This is a genomic window from Weizmannia sp. WK01 (assembly GCF_025905465.1).
GTDB lineage: Bacteria > Bacillota > Bacilli > Bacillales > Bacillaceae_C > Weizmannia > Weizmannia faecalis.
The window spans coordinates 1,667,276-1,684,392 of record NZ_CP109616.1; the positions used below are offsets into that span (position 1 = coordinate 1,667,276).

19 protein-coding genes are annotated in these 17,117 nt (G+C 47.5%); 9 read left to right on the forward strand and 10 right to left on the reverse strand.

The genetic code is table 11. The features are described from left to right. Positions 1–2: 2 nt before the first annotated feature. Positions 3–1,238 carry a selenium metabolism membrane protein YedE/FdhT gene (yedE, locus tag OF158_RS07695; protein WP_026683472.1) on the reverse strand — a complete coding sequence of 412 codons (1,236 nt, stop codon included), beginning with the start codon at positions 1,236–1,238 and terminating at the stop codon, positions 3–5. A 199-nt stretch (positions 1,239–1,437) separates the two neighbouring features. Between yedE and rarD the strand changes: the two genes are divergently transcribed. From rarD to OF158_RS07710, 3 genes are all read left to right on the forward strand, one after another. Further along, positions 1,438–2,349, forward strand: a complete 912-nt coding sequence (gene rarD / locus OF158_RS07700; protein WP_035184989.1) for an EamA family transporter RarD — start codon at positions 1,438–1,440, stop codon at positions 2,347–2,349. A gap of 213 nt (positions 2,350–2,562) precedes the next feature. After that, a complete protein-coding gene (locus OF158_RS07705) occupies positions 2,563–3,861 on the forward strand; it encodes a TrkH family potassium uptake protein (RefSeq protein ID WP_035184987.1) in 1,299 nt (432 codons plus the stop codon). 10 nt (positions 3,862–3,871) lie between these two features. Further along, on the forward strand, positions 3,872–4,549 hold the full coding sequence (locus OF158_RS07710; protein WP_035184986.1) for a potassium channel family protein: 678 nt from the start codon (positions 3,872–3,874) through the stop codon (positions 4,547–4,549). A 137-nt stretch (positions 4,550–4,686) separates the two neighbouring features. On the opposite strand, the gene OF158_RS07715 is transcribed toward OF158_RS07710, so the two are convergent. Then, positions 4,687–5,439 carry a DUF1836 domain-containing protein gene (locus OF158_RS07715; RefSeq protein WP_014098400.1) on the reverse strand — a complete coding sequence of 251 codons (753 nt, stop codon included), beginning with the start codon at positions 5,437–5,439 and terminating at the stop codon, positions 4,687–4,689. 473 nt (positions 5,440–5,912) lie between these two features. On the opposite strand from OF158_RS07715, the gene OF158_RS07720 reads away from it, so the two are divergent. Beyond that, positions 5,913–6,368, forward strand: a complete 456-nt coding sequence (locus OF158_RS07720) for a hypothetical protein (protein WP_225620883.1) — start codon at positions 5,913–5,915, stop codon at positions 6,366–6,368. Further along, a complete protein-coding gene (locus OF158_RS07725; RefSeq protein ID WP_014098398.1) occupies positions 6,356–6,649 on the forward strand; it encodes a YxcD family protein in 294 nt (97 codons plus the stop codon). The genes OF158_RS07720 and OF158_RS07725 overlap by 13 nt, the downstream gene beginning before the upstream one ends. A 33-nt stretch (positions 6,650–6,682) precedes the next feature. Here OF158_RS07725 and OF158_RS07730 read toward each other — a convergent pair whose 3' ends face one another. The 4 genes from OF158_RS07730 to msrA form a co-directional block, all read right to left on the reverse strand. Then, complete coding sequence (locus OF158_RS07730; protein ID WP_035184978.1) at positions 6,683–7,876, reverse strand: CynX/NimT family MFS transporter; 1,194 nt, start codon at positions 7,874–7,876, stop codon at positions 6,683–6,685. A gap of 16 nt (positions 7,877–7,892) precedes the next feature. Beyond that, positions 7,893–9,563 carry an ABC1 kinase family protein gene (locus tag OF158_RS07735; protein ID WP_035184975.1) on the reverse strand — a complete coding sequence of 557 codons (1,671 nt, stop codon included), beginning with the start codon at positions 9,561–9,563 and terminating at the stop codon, positions 7,893–7,895. A 65-nt stretch (positions 9,564–9,628) separates the two neighbouring features. Next, positions 9,629–9,925 (reverse strand): phasin family protein, encoded by a 297-nt coding sequence (locus OF158_RS07740; RefSeq protein WP_014098395.1) that lies wholly within the window; start codon positions 9,923–9,925, stop codon positions 9,629–9,631. A 96-nt stretch (positions 9,926–10,021) separates the two neighbouring features. Next, positions 10,022–10,552, reverse strand: coding sequence for a peptide-methionine (S)-S-oxide reductase MsrA (gene msrA / locus OF158_RS07745; protein ID WP_035184972.1), 531 nt, complete (start codon positions 10,550–10,552; stop codon positions 10,022–10,024). Positions 10,553–10,801: 249 nt separating this feature from the next. Here msrA and OF158_RS07750 point away from each other — a divergent pair, with 249 nt between their 5' ends. Further along, a complete protein-coding gene (locus OF158_RS07750; RefSeq protein ID WP_014098393.1) occupies positions 10,802–11,053 on the forward strand; it encodes a hypothetical protein in 252 nt (83 codons plus the stop codon). A 155-nt stretch (positions 11,054–11,208) separates the two neighbouring features. Here the strand turns inward: OF158_RS07750 and OF158_RS07755 are convergent, their stop codons facing one another. After that, on the reverse strand, positions 11,209–11,412 hold the full coding sequence (locus OF158_RS07755) for a cold-shock protein (protein WP_013859272.1): 204 nt from the start codon (positions 11,410–11,412) through the stop codon (positions 11,209–11,211). 401 nt (positions 11,413–11,813) lie between these two features. On the opposite strand from OF158_RS07755, the gene folE reads away from it, so the two are divergent. Continuing rightward, the gene (gene folE / locus OF158_RS07760; protein ID WP_014098392.1) at positions 11,814–12,461 is read left to right on the forward strand and encodes a GTP cyclohydrolase I FolE; all 648 of its coding nucleotides are present in this window, start codon (positions 11,814–11,816) and stop codon (positions 12,459–12,461) included. 17 nt (positions 12,462–12,478) lie between these two features. After that, the gene (locus tag OF158_RS07765) at positions 12,479–13,417 is read left to right on the forward strand and encodes an NAD(P)/FAD-dependent oxidoreductase (protein ID WP_014098391.1); all 939 of its coding nucleotides are present in this window, start codon (positions 12,479–12,481) and stop codon (positions 13,415–13,417) included. 152 nt (positions 13,418–13,569) lie between these two features. Here the strand turns inward: OF158_RS07765 and OF158_RS07770 are convergent, their stop codons facing one another. Further along, positions 13,570–13,860 (reverse strand): DUF1292 domain-containing protein, encoded by a 291-nt coding sequence (locus tag OF158_RS07770; protein ID WP_014098390.1) that lies wholly within the window; start codon positions 13,858–13,860, stop codon positions 13,570–13,572. A 109-nt stretch (positions 13,861–13,969) separates the two neighbouring features. Between OF158_RS07770 and OF158_RS07775 the strand changes: the two genes are divergently transcribed. Then, entirely contained in the window at positions 13,970–14,269 is a 300-nt protein-coding gene (locus OF158_RS07775) for a hypothetical protein (protein ID WP_014098389.1), read from the forward strand. 95 nt (positions 14,270–14,364) lie between these two features. On the opposite strand, the gene OF158_RS07780 is transcribed toward OF158_RS07775, so the two are convergent. Both OF158_RS07780 and OF158_RS07785 read right to left on the reverse strand, forming a co-directional pair. Beyond that, positions 14,365–16,308: an ABC transporter permease gene (locus OF158_RS07780; protein WP_035184969.1), complete on the reverse strand. Its 1,944-nt coding sequence runs from the start codon at positions 16,306–16,308 to the stop codon at positions 14,365–14,367. Beyond that, positions 16,298–17,059, reverse strand: a complete 762-nt coding sequence (locus OF158_RS07785) for an ABC transporter ATP-binding protein (protein ID WP_088775938.1) — start codon at positions 17,057–17,059, stop codon at positions 16,298–16,300. The genes OF158_RS07780 and OF158_RS07785 overlap by 11 nt, the downstream gene beginning before the upstream one ends. Positions 17,060–17,117: the final 58 nt, after the last annotated feature.

Sequence of the window (17,117 nt, forward strand, 5' to 3'; positions counted from 1 at the left end):
GATTACGCAGACGTTTTCTTTTCGAATAACGTGCGTTTTGCGTTTATTTTTTTCGTATACCAATTTTCCCGCCATACGATAAGAAGATAAAGGGCCAGCAGAAAAGCGCCCGTACCGAAAAGCGCCCCGCCCCATCCGAATGACGTGACAATATTGACTTCCGGCCATCCTTTGACAAACACATCGAAAATGCCCCAATGATCCCATCCGTATGCCAGGAGGGTTGCCCCAACGATATTGCCGGCGCCGACTGCAAAAAATTGCACTTGCCCCTCTGTAATGCGGTACATCCACCCTGTTTCACAACCTCCGGCAATGACAATGCCAATGCCAAACAGGACGCCGCCGACAAGAGCACCAGGGCTTGCCCAGTGGATAACAGGGGCTTCGCCTTTAAATATGAAAATAGCGGTGCCTGCCGTCTGGATCGCCATTCCCACAATGATCGCTTTTCCGAGCGTTCCCCGCCCGGTCAGCCATAAATCCCTGAGCCCGGAAGTAAAGCAAATTTGGCCGCGCTGGATCAGTATCCCAAATGCCGCCCCGAACAGTGCGGCAAGCCCCAGCATTATTTTACCGGATATGAGATACCAGGCGGCAATCAGCGCAATAAAAAGCAAAACCAAAACAGCAGCATAAAGCTGGTAGTTCCCGTGTTGCGGATCCGGCTGTGTGCTTTTGGCAGCATGCCGGCTGAACGATATTTTTGGTTTTCCTTTAAAAATGGGCAATACGGCAAGTTTGACGCCAAAATAAGTACCGATCGCGGTGCCGACAATAAAGAACCAGGCGTGGAGAGAAAATTGCGGCAGTCCCGTAAAAAACGCAGCCAAATTGCAGCCCATCGCAAGGCGCGTTCCGAATCCGGCAATGATGCCGCCAATAAAACCCCACACCCAGCGCCGTTTCTGGCGGGGAACTTTCCATTTAAAATTCTTGCTGGCAAGGGCACTGAACAAACTGCCAAGCAGCATGCCGATGACCAGCCATCCGTCTGTCCGGTCCTGCGGCTCTCCGATCAGTTTGATCGCTTTAAAATACGCCCAATCAGCCGTATCGACGCCGAACAGCTGAAGCAAATTCCCTCCCCAGCGGGTAAATTCGCCTGTGACGGCCCAGAGCGTTCCGGTCAGCCCAAAATAAAAAGCAGCAAACACGCCTGCCAACAGTAAGACAATAAAAGGATTCCAAAACCCGCTGAAGTACTTTTCATGGGCTTTTTCCAACCATATACGCATGCCTTTCCGGCCTCCTTCATGAAAAATCATACATTCCCTATTATAGCAGAGTTTTCCGTCGGCACATTGATAAAAGTAAAGGTTGTAAAGCGGTTTGCTTTTTCAAATCTGAAAATAATGGTAAAATAATGAAACATATCATGGGGAAAGGGGGGAGATGGCCCGGGGACGGCGTATACCTGGACCAGCGAAGCAACAAATGGGAAACAATCAAAAAAGCGGGGTGTTATACACCTTTTTTGCTTATTTTTTGTGGGGGCTTTTTCCGATTTACTGGAAAATGATTGAGCAGGTGCCTGCTATTGAAATTCTCGCACACCGCATTTTCTGGTCTTTTATTTTTATGATCATACTTTTAGCCTTTTTAAGGAAAATGGGTGATTTAAAAACGAGCATAAAAGAAGGGGTCCGCCACCCGCGCACGCCGCTTTTATTGCTTCTCGCGTCCGTGCTTGTGAGCGGGAACTGGTTTATCTACATATGGGCGGTCAACAACGGGCATGTCATTGAAACAAGTATGGGATATTACATCAACCCACTTGTCAGCATCCTGCTCGGGATGGTCTTTTTGAAAGAAAAACTGAACCGATGGCAATGTCTTGCTTTTCTGCTGGCAGCGTGCGGCGTCGCGATCCAGACGTTCAGCTACGGGCATATTCCCTGGATCGCCATCGGCCTTGCCCTCACATTTGGGTTTTACGGCCTTGTGAAAAAGAAAGTGGACATTGATGCTTTTATCGGCCTGACATTCGAAACATTCTTTGTGATGCCGGTTGCGCTCCTCTACTTACTGGTGATCCAGGTAAAAGGCACGGCATCTTTTGCAACGGTTTCACCGGGATTAACCGTATTGTTAATTGGCACAGGCGTTGTGACGGCAATCCCGCTCATTTGCTTTGCACAGGGGGCAAGAAGCATTTCCCTGACAATGATCGGCTTTTTCCAATACTTGACGCCGACGATGACGCTGATCATGGGCATTGCCTTTTTCAAGGAACCTTTTACGCATGTGCAGCTTTTGTCCTTTGCTTTTATCTGGCTGGCGCTTATCGTGTTTTCCGTTTCCGGTTTTTTGCCGAAGAAGAAAATCCATGTGGAAGAAGTTGCCTGAGGTTGCCATGCCGGAACGGGTTTACTGGAAAAGTTTTTAAATGCATACAAAAAAGCGGCGGGAACCCACCTGGTTTGTCCCGCCGCTTTTATATATGCGGCAACTTGTCTGCTAAAAAAGGTATTTTAACAAATGATCTTTTCGGCCGGCTTTTTTTTAACGGGAAATTTCAGGTATAATAGGGAAGATCGAAGTCACAAGGGAGATTGGTTTATGTCCAGGTTCCAGTTCCGCCCGGCAACGTTTAAAATGGTTTTTTTCATGTATTTGCTGGGCACGGTTATTTTTGCCATTTTGTATTTGCTGCCGGTTTCACACAAACAGCCGTTGCTGCCGGTAGATGCTTTTTTCCTGTCCGCAAGCGCCATTAGTGCAACAGGGCTGTCCACTGTTACCGTTGCGCAAGAACTTACAACGGCTGGAAAAATCATCCTGCTCATCCAGATGGAAATCGGCGGGATCGGCGTCATGGCCTTGGTCGGTGCGCTTTTAATTGCATTGCGGACGAACGCGCCTGTTCCGTCTCAAACATTGATGATTTTTGACCAGAACCAGAACAGCAGCCGTTCGATATCCAAACTGATGGCCTTTATTGTAAAATACACATTAATCGTCGAGACGGCAGGCTTTCTGCTGATTCTGCCGTCTGCACTACAGCACGGCAGCCATGCTTTTGCCGCTTTTTTTCTTTCGGTGTCGACATTTACAAACGCCGGCTTTGAAATTTCGGGAAACGGGCTTGATAATTTTAAAGGCGAACCGTTCGTGCTTGCCGTTTTAAGCTGTATGATCATTCTGGGCGTCCTCGGGTTTGCCGTCGTCATGGAGTTTTTGCAGTCGCGCCGGAAAAAGAAAAGCCTTTATTTCAAAGTAAATGTTTTGATGCACGGCATTTTGCTTTTGGCCGGCTTTCTTTTCTTCTTTTTTGTCGATTTTATACATATGCCGGGGCTTTCTTTTACAGAAAAAATTATCCAGTCCCTTTTCTTCAGTGCGGCGCCGAGAAGCGGGGGGCTGGCATCACTCGATTTGCACGTTTTTTCTTTCCCGTCTCTGCTGTTTATGATCATGCTCATGTTTATCGGCGGGTCGCCAAGCAGCTGCGCCGGCGGAATCCGGACGACCACATTCGCCGTCATTCTTGCCAAATTGTGGTCTGTCATCCGCGGTTCAAATGAGACGCATATGTTCAGAAAGACGCTGTTTGCCGAAGACGTAAACAAAGCCTTTCTCGTCTTTTTCGCTTTTCTTTTTTTGTTCTTTTTCTCTTTTTTTGTATTGTCTTTTACGGAAAAAGCAGCACCGTTTCCGCTTGCATTTGAAATTATGTCGGCGCTGTCGACATGCGGCTTTTCACTCGGGATCACGGCCGGCCTGACGGTGTTCGGCAAAATTTGGCTGGCTTTCCTTATGCTGATTGGCCGTCTCGGGGTGATTATTTTGATCTATACTTTTATGAATCAAAAAAAATCCACAATCAAATATGCAAAAGAATCCATTTTAATCGGTTAGGGGTGGGATTGTGAAACATTTAAAAGAAAGTTTTCTAGTGCTCGGGCTCGGCCGCTTCGGGTCAAGTGTGCTGAAAGAATTGGCGAGGCTCGGATACGATGTTGTCGGCGCCGATAAAAATGAAAAGGTACTTCAGGATGAGGAACTGCAGGACGCTGCATCGTACCTTGCAGAAGGCGATGTGACCAGCACCGCTTTTTTGGAAGAACTAAATGTGACCAATTTCGATGCGGTGGTCGTCAGCATGGGAGATGATTTTGAGTCCGCCATTTTAACGGTGCTTGCTTTAAAAGATCTTGGCTGTGAAACGGTTTATGCGAAGGCGAATGATCAAAAGCGGGGGAGAGGCTTGAAAGGGGCCGGTGCGACGGACGTGTTTTTTCCCGAAGAAGATACGGGGCGCCGGGTTGCCTACCATATTGCAAACCCGGGCATTTTGCAGTATATCCGCCTGTCACCGTATTGCTCCGGCCTTGAGATGACAGTGCCGGAAGATTTTATCGGAAAGTCTCTGACAGAACTCGATTTCCGCAACAGGTATAAAGCCCTTGTTGTCATGGTCACTTCCCAGACTGAAGAAACGCCGGTTGTCTCGCCGGCGCCGGATTATATTTTTCAGCCAGGGGACACCATTTTCACAGTCGGTGCGGAAAAAGATTTGGAAAGACTGCGCCGGAAATTTTACTAGAAAGGTGAGGTATTTTCCGGCTGCGTTGAATTGAACTGCAGGAGCTGCCGTTTTTCCGGCCTGGGAATTCCCATTCGGGGCGTCGGCACGGGAGCCGGAAAAACTTATCCGCCGGGGGATAAGTCTCCTGGCCCCTACTACATATTTTGCAGAAAAATCGTTGCGGTTAAATACCGCCTTGCGAGCATTTGAAAATAAGCCGTAAAAACGGAAAGGGTCGCGATGACGATGGTGTTGCGGATGGCTTCTTTTTTCGGGTCGTCCGGCGATATGTATTTCGATATCATCTCTTCCGCTTTTTCAGTAACCATACCTTCCATTGCCGAAATCATATGTTCATGTTTTTCGGCCGGGAACCGCCCGACTTCCCGCATGGAATTCAGCTCCTCGAAAAGCTGGGAATAAGTGGCATACAGCTGTACCGGATTAATCAAATCATCATGCTCATCTTCGGGGTCATTGACGATCAATTGCAACAGCTTACGGATGGAATCGAAATCGAGCGCCGTTTTCAAGTCTTCCACCAGAAACAGTAGCGCCATCTGGTCAATCGAATATTTTTTCCCTTTTTCCGGCGCCACGATCATTTCTTTAATATCGCGCTTGACCCAGTTTTGAATCGCGGTCAGTGTAAAATTTGTATTTTCAATCTGGCTTCCGAGCGCCACGATTTCATTTAACGAAAATCCGAAGTCATCCGTGTTCTTCTTCAGTATTTTTGTAAAGATGGGGGGCATTACAGCAGCTGCAAAGGGGTGATGCGGGTCTTTGCCACCGTTTTTCTTTGCCCATAAGCCTTGTAAAAACGTTGCAGGCGTCATGGGGCCTGCTCCCTTCAGCGCAAGTAGCAGATCTGCCATTTCCCTGCGTGTCATTTGGAATAGTTCCATTAACAGCACCTCCCAAACATTGGCATGCTACTTTTTATCGTAAGATTGATGGATGGAAAAGTCAATGATGATGATAAGACTCTTTGTATCCTTTCATCATCCAGCAATTCGTGATATTATATCTATGGGAAGACCTCTCTATAGATGTTTATTTTACGGTGTACATTTAGATAATAGAGTGTCTTCCCATTTTTTCTCCTCATCTGCCCCTTCGAGAAAAATTTTTACACATACGGCGTGACAAGATTTCTCCGGTGTCCCGGAATGCCAAGGATGCCTTATTCTTTCAGGTGAAACAATCCGCACTTTTAGGAAGAAAATTACACCTGTCTCGGTTTGAAAACGTTTAATGTCGGCATTTCAGGGAAAATAAAAACCGGGAATGCAATCTTTTGTCAAAAAAGCTTGCATTTTGATTGATAAGTTCATATAATAAGTTCATAGGAACCTAATATAAAAATAGAAAAGGGGAAATGAAGTTGAAGAAATTTTTTGCGCTGCTCCTGGCATTTACGTTTGCCTTTTCAGTTGTCGGGATTCACTTTTCAAACCCGGTTGATGCAAGGGGATACCGTTCTGTAAAACGGTCTTACCAGACGGTGCCAAAGACAACAACACCATCGTCAAAACAACAGTCCCATTACCAGTCGAAAACGAACCAAAATACAAATTCGGTTTCCGGCAATAAAGCCAATACAGCGTCGTCTTCATCGAGAGGCAGCTTTGTAAAGGGGATGCTGCTCGGCGGTCTTGGCGGCATGCTGTTCGGATCGATGTTCAGCCATCTCGGCGGTTTGGGAACGGCTTTGACGGCAATGGTCAATATTTTAATCTTTATTGCGCTGATTCTCATCGTCATCAAATTGTTCCAATCCGTATTCGGCAACAGGAAAAAAGATCGTGAGGCTTATGACAGATGGAAGAATTAAAACTGTCAGAGCAAGATTTGATTAACGCGGTTTGCACGTTTGTGGCAGATCAGCATTATGCTTATCCGGAAAATGTGATGGCGATGCTCACATACGATGATGATACCGGCTACGGCGCAGATGTCGAACTGAACGGTAAAGATCTCGAGCCGCTGACTGAGCCGAAACTGATTCAGGCCATCCGCAAATATTTAGAAGAAGAATACAGCATTGACCCGTTTGCCGTCAGTATCCGACTGGAAATTGAAGATCAAGATGGCATGGTGGCATACGTAGATTAAGAAACAGCCCGGCAAATGCCGGGCTGTTTTACACTATTTTGATACATATTTGTTTCGTCCTGCGCCGGCTCCTGCGGCAAGCATGAGAATGCCACAGATAATCATGACCACAACCGGCATATGCCAGTTATGCGCCCGGTCATACAACCAGCCGATCAAAAACGGGCCGGCTGCCGCCACGAGATAACCAGCAGACTGGCTCATGCCGGACAAATTGGCAGCTTCAGTGGCCGTTTTCGAACGGAGGCCGATAAACGCAAGCGCGAGGCTGATGCTGGCACCCTGGGCGATGCCGATCAAAATGATACAAATCCACATCCACAACATATGCCCGCCGTACAAAAGGCCTGTAAGCCCGCACAAATAAAAAATCGTAATCCCGAAAACAAGGGGAATCTGGTTTTTCATCCGCTCCGCCCAAATCGGCGTCATAAAAGTGGCGGGCAGGCTGACGAACTGCATGATTGACACCATCCAGCCGGCCGCTACGAGGCTTGCCCCATGGCTGACCATAATTTCCGCAAGCCAGGCGATGGTGCTGTAAAATAGAAACGACTGCAGGCCGAGAAAAAGCGTCACCTGCCAGGCGAGCGAAGACAGCCAGACCGATCTTCCGGGAGTTTCCTGATGGGTGGAAAACTTTACTTTGGCGTGCTCACGCAATTGGGGGAGCCACACCAAAGCAGCCAGGATAGAGAAGATGCCCCAGAAAAGCAGCCCCCATTTCCACCCGAGCCCAAGGCCGTTCACAATCGGGACGCTGACGCCGGAAGCGAGCGCGGCAAATCCGCCCATAACGGTTGTATAAATACTCGTCATCAACCCGAGTTTTGCAGGCACCCGGTGTTTAATGAGGCTTGGCAGCAGCACATTCCCGATGGCAATGCCTGTTCCGATAAAAGCCGTGCCAATATAAAGCATGGCGGCATTCCCGGCCGTACGCGCCAAAATGCCGATAAATAATATGACGATCCCAAGAAGCAATGTCAACTCCTGGCCAATCCGGCTTGCCAGTTTTGGCGCAAGCGGTGAAATCAGTGCGAAGGCAAGAAGCGGGAGCGTCGTAATAAATCCCGCTTGTGCATTTGACATATGAAGGCTGTGGCGGATCGTGCCGATTACGGGCCCGACGGAAGTGATTGCCGGCCTGAGATTTGCTGCAATACAGATAACGCCTGCCACAAGCAGCCCGGATAATACTTTTTCTTTTTCTTTCTGATCACCCATCTTTTTCTAAACTCCTTTAAAACTTTCCTGATTTAAAAATGGACAGCAACAGCCATAAAAGCATCAATGTTGCGACACCAAATCCGATCTCAATGATCGGGTTTTTCCAGATCACCGTCGATTGGCCGCTGATGGACGTGCCGATCATCAGCCCGACCATCAGGATACTAAAGGCGAGCAGGACGATCGCGAAGGAAAGCCGGTTGCTGATCCTGTCCAGTTTTTCCAAAAATAAATACAAATCCGGTATGACGACTTCCATCCTGAATTTGCCTTTCCGCATCGTTTTGGAAATATCGCGCAAATTTTTCGGAAGCTCGAGCAAAATTTCCGCCTGGTCCAAAAACGTTTTCCATCCTTTCCGTGCGACCCTGCCCGGCCGCAAACGGTCCCGAAGCAGCCTTTCCCCAAACGGGCGCGCAGCTTCGATCAGGCTGAATTCCGGGTCAAGCGATTCCACGACACCCTCCACCGTAATCAGCGATTTGCCGAGTATCGTCAGATCGGCAGGGAAGCGGATATGGTATTTGAACGCGAGATGGTATAAATCATTGATGGCTTCCCGCAAGCTTAACTGGCTGAGCGGCAGATCATAATATTTTTCGCGGAGAACTTCGACATCTTCCTTTAGCAGATGAAGATCGGTTTCTTCCGGAATTTCCGCAAGCGCATCGACCGACTTCATAATGGCATTCGTATCCGCCCGCATCAGCGCAATGACAAGTGAGGCGCAATGGTACTTGGTCTCTTCCGTAAGCCGGCCGACCATGCCGAAATCCATATAACAAATCACATCGCCGGGCAAAACGACAATGTTTCCCGGATGCGGATCGCCGTGAAAAAATCCCTCCACAAAAATCTGCTGCAGCATCGAATGGATCAGCCGTTCAGAAATGGCTTTTTTTCGGTATCCGGGGACTGTTTCACTGAAAAATTCGCTGATTTTCCTGCCCTTTATGTATTCCATGGTCAGGACTCTTTTTGTGGAAAAGTCCCAGTAAATTTTCGGAATCCGGATGTTTTCATCGCCTTCAAATTGTTTGGCGATCCGTTCCGCATTCCGGCCTTCATGGTAGTAATCTAGCTCGGACAACAGCGCCTGGGAAAATTCTTCGACAATGTCCCGCAATTGGTATGCCCTTGCCCATTCAAAACGGGACTCTAGGGAGAGGGACAGGCTTTCCAATATTTCAAGATCGGTTTCAATGACTGGGCGGATATTCGGGCGCTGGATTTTGATCGCAACCGGCTCTTCCGTATGCAATTTGGCTTTATGCACTTGTCCGATCGATGCGGTTGCGAGCGGCTCCGGATCGAATTCGGCAAAAAGCTCCTCAACGCCCGCTCCAAATTCGTCCCTGATAATCTTTTTTACTTCTTCAAACGGAAACGGCGTGGCCTTATCCTGTAATTTTTCCAGGTCAGCAATAATCGATTCCGGCAAAATATCACGGCGGGAGCTGGCAAGCTGCCCGAGTTTAATAAAGGTCGGGCCCAATTCCTCTAAAAACAGCCGGATCCTTTCCCCGGTGCTGCGGTGGGGGGTGCGGGGAGCCGCTTTTTTCGAGGGAAAAGGAAGTAAATCCGAAAGGCCCCAATCGCTGATTAAATAACCGAGGCCATTTTTAATCAGGGCGCCGGCAATTTCCTGGTATCTTTTTCCGTGCTTCATTTTTCTGGAAAGCAAGCAACCACCCCCGGTTTTGTTTTATGCAAAAAAACAGCCGGCCCCGGGCAAAAGGGCCAACCGGTTTACGGATTCAACCGTTCTTCAAGCTGCTGGATGCGAAGTTCCAGCGCCTTGATTTCATCTTTTGTCGCAACATTCATTTCAGAAAGGATCTCGTTGACCCGGTCTTTCAAGGCCTGATTCAGTTCTTGTTTGGATTGTTCCCCTTTTTCCAGCAGTTCATCAATCAATTGTGTCGATTCCGCTTTTGTCAGGTTGCCTTTTTCCACGAGGCGGTTGACTGCTTTTTCCACTTGTTCTTTGCTGAGCACCGCCATGCCAAGGCCGAGTGATAACAATTGGTTCACTTTATCGCGCATTCCAATTCCTTCCTTTCTCCTCTATCTTAATGTAATCATAGCCCAATCCGGCCGGGATCACAAACGGAAAGGTGTGAAAAATGGCCAATGAACGGACTACTTTCCCCAGTGGGAAGCAATAAACGTGTCGCGGCCCGATTTCGCCCGGTCTTCATGATAGGCATTCGGGTTTTTCTTATAAAAATCCTGGTGGTAATCTTCGGCGGGATAAAAAGGCTTCGCCGGCAAAATTTCTGTCACAATCGGCTTTTTGAATTTGCCGCTTTCTGCAAGCTGCTTTTTTGAAGCTTCTGCCAGCCGCTTTTGCTCTTCATTATGGTAAAAAATAGCCGTCCGATAGTTGGAGCCGCGATCCTGGAACTGGCCGCCGGCATCGGTCGGATCGATTTGCTGCCAAAAGATTTCGAGCAGTTTTTCGTACGGAAAAACTGCCGGATCATATGTAATTTGGACGGCTTCGTAATGGCCGGTCGTTCCGGTTTTTACTTGCTCATACGAAGGATTTTCAACCGTTCCCCCCGTGTACCCGGAAACGACTTTTTCAATGCCGTCCCACTGGTCGAAAGGTTTGACCATGCACCAAAAACAGCCGCCGGCAAAAGTTGCTTTCTGAAATTGTTCCGCCATTTCTTCTCCTCCAAAGGTGATACTTTTTCTAAATCGTAACATTTCCTGCGCATCACGACAAGAAAGAATGCCCGGTCTGCTGCGGAAAAATCAAAAAATTCCGGCTGTATTTGCCCGGTTTTGGATTTTAGAACATATCTTTTTTGTGTTGTCCACTAAAGTGCAAAAAATTTTTAAAAAAATGTGTTTAAAATTTGAACATTTTGTGAACATAAAGTAATATAATATACAAAAGGGAGGGGTTGTGAAATGAAGGAATTTAAGGGGTACTATCTGCTTGCAACCGCTGAGCTGATCATGAGTGTGGTTTTTCTTGCCATTCACTTCATTGTAAGCGCTCACACAACGGACTGGTCTTTGATTTTGTTTTGGGGTTTCCTGCTAGGAGGAATGATTACCTATGGGCTCGGAATGGCATACTTGATGATGCTTTGCGCGTCAGGGAAAGAATTGCCGCATGAATATCCGGAAGGCGATCCGTCATACAGAAAAGCTGGATAATCGTTCGCACAGCATGAACCCTGTATACACGGGGTTTCTTTTTTTGGTGGGGAAGTGGGCACCGATCCAATCGGATTTACGATGGCTGAAAAAATTTAAGTGGCGGGAAATGCGGCCTTTTTCATGCAAAAAAAACGATGCCGCAAAGGGCACCGTTAGTCTTCTTTTTGAACATTTGCCGCCTGCGGGCCGCGTGATCCTTCTTCCACATCAAACGATACTTTCTGGCCTTCTTCGAGCGTTTTATAGCCTTCACCCTGGATGGCTGAGAAATGGACAAACACGTCGTCTCCGCCTTCCCGTTCAATAAAACCATAGCCTTTTTCACTGTTAAACCATTTTACTGTACCATGTTCCACGTTTAATGCCTCCTAATTTTTAACCTTTCTTGCTTTTAATATATCCAGAATCCCGGGTTTTAAACGCCATTTCTCATTTGCAGGTAAAATTTGCGGCTTTTTTTGCTTTATCTTTATAAAAAAAACTTCAGTTTTTCGTGACAAAATCAATTGTGATCGCGACAGACATCGCTTCTGGCAACACATACAGAAGTAGTAATCCAACTTATATGTCCTGAAAATATGCGCCGGCCGGTTTTTACCCCCCGTTGGTGCCCGCATTCATCCCAGGCGTGGACTTCCATTTGGAAAAAAGCTTGGTACACTTTGCGGCATCAACATTGATATAATCGGGCAGCCGTTGTACACTTTTAAATAGCCGGATAGTGAAAACTTCATTGCAAAAGGAGCTGTACCCATTCATGATTGTTTCCGGACAAAAGGAACATCAACTCATAGAAGAAACTTTTAAAGATCAAATAGATCATCACACTGTGATCAGCAAAAAACTCGAACAGTCAGGCCAATTTATGGAAGCCGTCCGCAGTCTGATTGACTTATGCGGTGATGATCCGGACCGCGACGGATTGCAGGAAACGCCTTACCGGGTGCTGAAGGCATTTTTGGAATATACAGAAGGGTACCGGGAAGACCCGAAATTGCATTTGGCAAAAACATTTGATGTCGATCACGATCACAAGGAGCTTGTACTCGTAAAAGATATTGAATTTTATTCCATATGCGAGCACCACTTCGCGCCATTTTTCGGCGTCGCTCATGTCGCCTATTTTCCAAATGAAAAAATCACCGGCCTGTCGAAAATTGCGCGCATGGTCGACGGCTACGCCAGGCGTTTTCAAGTTCAGGAACGGCTGACAAAACAAATTGCGGATGCGGTGGAAGAAGTGCTTGAACCGCAGGGCACGATGGTGGTTTTAGAGGCCAAGCATATGTGCATGTGCGGGCGGGGCGTGAAAAAGTCGGATGCGTCCACGACAACGATGTCTTACCGCGGTATTTTTGAAGGGCGGGCGGATTTGCGCGCCGAATTTTTGTCCTTACTCAAATAGAAAAAAGGATGGTGCTTATGCTGGATGCGGACATATTGATCATCGGGGGCGGCCCTGCCGGCATTTCAGCAGCGATCTGGTGCAGCCGGCTTGGCATGGACCATCTGCTCGTTGAGGAACAGCAGATGCTTGGCGGGCAGCTCGGGCTGATCCATAATCGCATTATTGATTATCCCGGCCTGCAAGCGGAAAACGGGGAGGAAATGCGCCGCTATTTTGTTCGGCATGCCGAGTCGTTGCAATGCCGGTACCGGGTGAATACGCGTGCCGTAAAGATAGATGCCAAAAGAAAAGTTGCGGTGGCGGAAACAGGCGGGCTTAAGACCCAAATCGGTTTTCGCTACTTGATTTATGCTGCCGGTGCCGTCCGGAGAAAGCTCGGCGTGCCGGGGGAAAAAGAGATGTTCTCCCGCGGGGAAACTTATTCGGCTACGAAGGACAGTCATTTGTTTAAAGGGAAATCTGTTGCAGTTGTCGGCGGCGGCGACCGTGCTTTTGAGGGGGCTTGTTTGCTTGCCGAAGCAGGGGCGCACGTCTATCTTATTCACCGCTCGGAACGTTTCAGGGCCAGGCAGGCATATCTCAGTCGGGCCCAATCATATAGGAACATTCGGATTTTGCCGAATATGCGTGTGAAAACCATTATCGGGGAAAACCAAACCGAAGCGGTGGAACTCATCCATTCAAGCGGTGAATCCTGTTTTTTGCCGGTATCCGCAGTTTTCGTCCGGATTGGGATGGAACCGAACAGCGGTCTCGTTCAGGATGTTGCCGGGACGGATGCGGACGGGTACATTGTTTCGGACGGTTACGGGAAAACCGAATGTGAATGGCTGTATGCAATCGGAGACAACTGCCTTGGCCCGCTTTATTCCAGTATTGCAGGGGCGGCCGGGCAGGGGGCTGCTGCAGCAAAGCATATTGCCTCCCGTTTGGCGGGAGTACCCGCCCGGTAAAATAAACGATCTACCGGCTTCACGGCCCTGCGCACGCCGGCATAAGGCCGGGCAATGCGTTCCGGCGAGAAGATGGGGCGTTTTTCGGAAAAAGCAACGAAAGTGTACAGAGGCGATGGTCTGTAAAACATTTTGCCCCGTGCCTTTCTGTTTTAATCCCGGCCGCCAGTTTGTGGGGCATCTTCCCCGCCCAGCACCCGGCTGAATGCGGCAGAAACTTTTTCATATTCTTCGTCCGAATGGAGGGCGTCCAGGTCGCCTTCTTCGTCTGTTTTCAAGAAAAACACATCTAAGTCCCGGCCTGTCTGTTCCTCTAAATCTTCAACAAAAGAAACGGCGGCATATTCTGTTCCTTCCAGCGACAATACGCCGATGATTTCCACTTCCTGCTCATGCCCGTTTTCCGTAATTGTAAACACTTCACCCTGTTCAATATTTGCCATCGGGTCTCCTCCTTCGCTTCTTGTTCGGTATTGTATACAAAAACGGAAAAAACATGCCGAAAAAATACGCTTATGATCGCAGCCGACTATCGGAAAGGAGTGTTTATATATGGATAAAAAAGACATGGAAGAAAAAATCATTCAGCAATACAAAATGGATGAGAAAATGATGGCACTCATTTTTGCCCAGTGGTGCGTGAACAATGGGCTTGATCCGGAAGAACTTTACAGCAGGGCATATCCGCAACAAGAAAAAAATGGCTTGCTGGAAGAAGCGCTTGCCCTAACGGTACCGAAAGAAGAAGCGGGAGAAATCAGCACCGGGACTGTATTGAATGTATTATCCTTATTTGGCAATGACGATTTGGCTTTCGTTGTGTCGGAAGAAAACGCCAAGTTAAAACGGTGAGTCCAGAAACAAACCTGCGTGGAGACGACCCATAATGGTGTTTTTTCAATTCCGGAAATGACAAAATCACCCCTTGGATGCCCAAGGGGTGATCATTATAAGGAATCGCGTATCGCCTTTTTAAATCCTTCGACAGAGAGCAGGGCAAAAACCGAATAAAGCAACGTATATAGGCCCATCACGATCAGCATCGGTGTCCACAGTTCGGACCCGAAAAAGAACCAGCCGGATTTTACTGCAAAGTAGCTGTGCGCAAGACCGAGCAAAAGTGGAATGCCGAAATTGTAAAGCTGCTTGATCCGGATCCCTGTTGTTAAATCCTGCATGGTAAAGCCAAGCTTGCGCAAAATGGTGTAGGCCGGTTTTTCTTCTTCGCTTTCTTCCATTTGTTTGAAATACAAAATGCAGCCGGATGTGACCAGGAAAGTGAGTCCAAGAAATCCGACAATAAACATCATAACCCCCATGTTTTCTTTTTGCATTTTGATGATTTCAGGACTGGAGTAGGCAAAGGAATCCGAAGGGAAATGCAGACTTTGGAACAACCGGTTTGCTTTGCCAAGATCTTCATCCTTTTTCAGATTGATGCCGGTAAAAAGATTCGAGTCCAATTGAATTTTTGGGTCCGTATCCTTTTTTAACGCCTGGAATAATGCATCATCCGTTACCAGAACGGGCATGCTGCCTGAAAAATAATTGGAAAGAACCTGGTCTTTTCGAAGGGCAACGGTGCGCAGTCTGGCTGTTTTCCGCTTGCCCGTTAAGTCAATCATCCCTTCCGATTTCATCGGCATAAATCTGGCTAAAGCATCGGAATAGCCGGAAAAAACCGCCTGCCCGGGTTTTACATCCATTCCTTTTACTGCCGCATCGCTTACGACCGCTATCGGTACAGCTTTGGAGTCGAACTTCAGATCTTTTGACTTTTTATCGAACAGGCTGCTTAAATCGGCTGTAACCCTTACGACTTCAATTTCTTCTTTTTCATAGGCGATGTTGTTTTCATTTAAACGTTCTGTAAATTGTTTTGCCTCATTCGTCTTGATAAATGAAAAGTCCGCAGCTGTCATATTATGGGCTGTTTCTTCAGCAGAATAAAAGGTAATGTAGCTTAATGACAATAAGCCGATCGCAAGCGCCGACACGGTTGTGATAATGGTCAGCAGCACTGCGTTCGAACGGATCCGGAACATGATGGCGGATAGTGACATGACATCCCGGATATTCAGATACCCGCCTTTCTTTTTCCGGATAAGGTAAAAGACAAACCGGACAGAAGTCTTATAAAATAGATAGGTCCCGAAAATAACAAGGGCTAAAATGCTAATCATTGCCGTATACAGAGCACGCACTGTTACAAAGTCTCCATTGAACAATTCTGATGAAATATAGTATCCTGCCCCGATGCATACAAATCCGATGACCCCGAGCAGCAATCCCGCTTTGGAGATTCGTCCGGCCCGGTCTTCCGTGGAGGAAACGGTACGGAAAAGGGAAAGGATCGTCTGCCGTTTGATAAAGATGCTGTTGATCAGCAGGACCAGGATGAAAATAATGGTAAAGACAAGGAGCGTCTGCCCGAAAGCCTTCATCGAAAAATAAAGGGAAACCTTTGTTTCCACTTGAATGATCCGGAGCAGCAGCATCATCAGCAGCTTGGATGCCGCAAACCCGAAAAAGATGCCGGCAAAGAGTGAGCCGTAGTAGAGCAAAAAATTCTCCGTCCCTAAAATCCGGAACACTTCTTTTTTCGTCATGCCGACAAGCTGGAAAAGCCCGATTTCCTTGCTCCGCCTTTTCATAAACAAATGGTTGGCATAAAAGAGAAACACCGCCACAATGACGATCAGCAAAACCGACGCCACCTTCAGCGCGGCCAGCCCTTTTACGGAAGATTTTACTTCGACGAGAGAAGGGGCGTATTGCAGTGTCACAAACGCAAAGTATAATGCAGCACTGAAGGCGAGTGCGAAAATATACAGCGCATAATGCGGAAGGTTCTTTTTAAAATTGCGGTAAATCAAACCGTTAATCGTCATGCTGCACACCTCCCAGCACGGCCTGTGTTTTCAGGATGGCCTGATAGAAATCCTGTCTTGATTCGGTGCCTTTATGCAGTTGGGAATAAATCTGCCCGTCTTTAATGAAAATGACCCTGCCCGAATAGCTGGCTGCGGCCGCATCATGGGTGACCATTAAGATGGTTGCTTTTCTTTTTTCGTTCAGGCGGCTTAATTTATTCAAAAGGTCGGATGCCGACTTTGAATCGAGCGCACCTGTTGGTTCGTCGGCAAAAATAAGACCCGGTTCATGGACAAACGCCCGCGCTGCCGATGTCCGCTGCTTCTGCCCGCCGGATATTTCATTCGGATACTTGTCCTGAATATCCATAATGCCAAGTTCTTCCGCAACCGCATGGAATTTTTCGTCCGCCTCGCGTTTTGAAACTTTTTTCACAGACAGCGGCAGCAATATATTTTCCTTCACCGTTAACGTATCAAGCAAATGGTATTCCTGGAAAATAAAGCCTAAATGCCTTTTCCGGAACTCCGCCAGCTGCTTGTCTTTCATTTTCGTCAACGCCTTGCCTTCGATTTCAATGGAACCGCGGCTGGGCCGGTCAATAGAGGATAAAACATTTAACAATGTCGTTTTTCCGGAACCGGACGGCCCCATAATGCTCGTGAATTCTCCTTTTTCAACATTTAAATCAATCCCTTTTAAAACTTCTTGTTTGTTCCACTTGTTGCCGTACGTTTTATAAACATTTTTTGCTTCAAGGATCATGATTGGCTCCCCCTTTCTGATATGATTTCATTATAGAAAAGCCGGCATGCTTCTTCCTTCG

Excerpts from the sequence above, each read along its gene's own strand:
- yedE (WP_026683472.1), bottom strand. The coding sequence starts at position 1,238 with ATGCGTATATGGTTGGAAAAAGCCCATGAAAAGTACTTCAGCGGGTTT.
- rarD (WP_035184989.1), top strand. The coding sequence starts at position 1,438 with ATGGGAAACAATCAAAAAAGCGGGGTGTTATACACCTTTTTTGCTTAT.
- OF158_RS07705 (WP_035184987.1), top strand. The coding sequence starts at position 2,563 with ATGTCCAGGTTCCAGTTCCGCCCGGCAACGTTTAAAATGGTTTTTTTC.
- OF158_RS07715 (WP_014098400.1), bottom strand. The coding sequence starts at position 5,439 with ATGGAACTATTCCAAATGACACGCAGGGAAATGGCAGATCTGCTACTT.
- OF158_RS07720 (WP_225620883.1), top strand. The coding sequence starts at position 5,913 with ATGAAGTTGAAGAAATTTTTTGCGCTGCTCCTGGCATTTACGTTTGCC.
- OF158_RS07725 (WP_014098398.1), top strand. The coding sequence starts at position 6,356 with ATGGAAGAATTAAAACTGTCAGAGCAAGATTTGATTAACGCGGTTTGC.
- OF158_RS07730 (WP_035184978.1), bottom strand. The coding sequence starts at position 7,876 with ATGGGTGATCAGAAAGAAAAAGAAAAAGTATTATCCGGGCTGCTTGTG.
- OF158_RS07740 (WP_014098395.1), bottom strand. The coding sequence starts at position 9,925 with ATGCGCGATAAAGTGAACCAATTGTTATCACTCGGCCTTGGCATGGCG.
- msrA (WP_035184972.1), bottom strand. The coding sequence starts at position 10,552 with ATGGCGGAACAATTTCAGAAAGCAACTTTTGCCGGCGGCTGTTTTTGG.
- OF158_RS07750 (WP_014098393.1), top strand. The coding sequence starts at position 10,802 with ATGAAGGAATTTAAGGGGTACTATCTGCTTGCAACCGCTGAGCTGATC.
- folE (WP_014098392.1), top strand. The coding sequence starts at position 11,814 with ATGATTGTTTCCGGACAAAAGGAACATCAACTCATAGAAGAAACTTTT.
- OF158_RS07765 (WP_014098391.1), top strand. The coding sequence starts at position 12,479 with ATGCTGGATGCGGACATATTGATCATCGGGGGCGGCCCTGCCGGCATT.
- OF158_RS07770 (WP_014098390.1), bottom strand. The coding sequence starts at position 13,860 with ATGGCAAATATTGAACAGGGTGAAGTGTTTACAATTACGGAAAACGGG.
- OF158_RS07775 (WP_014098389.1), top strand. The coding sequence starts at position 13,970 with ATGGATAAAAAAGACATGGAAGAAAAAATCATTCAGCAATACAAAATG.
- OF158_RS07780 (WP_035184969.1), bottom strand. The coding sequence starts at position 16,308 with ATGACGATTAACGGTTTGATTTACCGCAATTTTAAAAAGAACCTTCCG.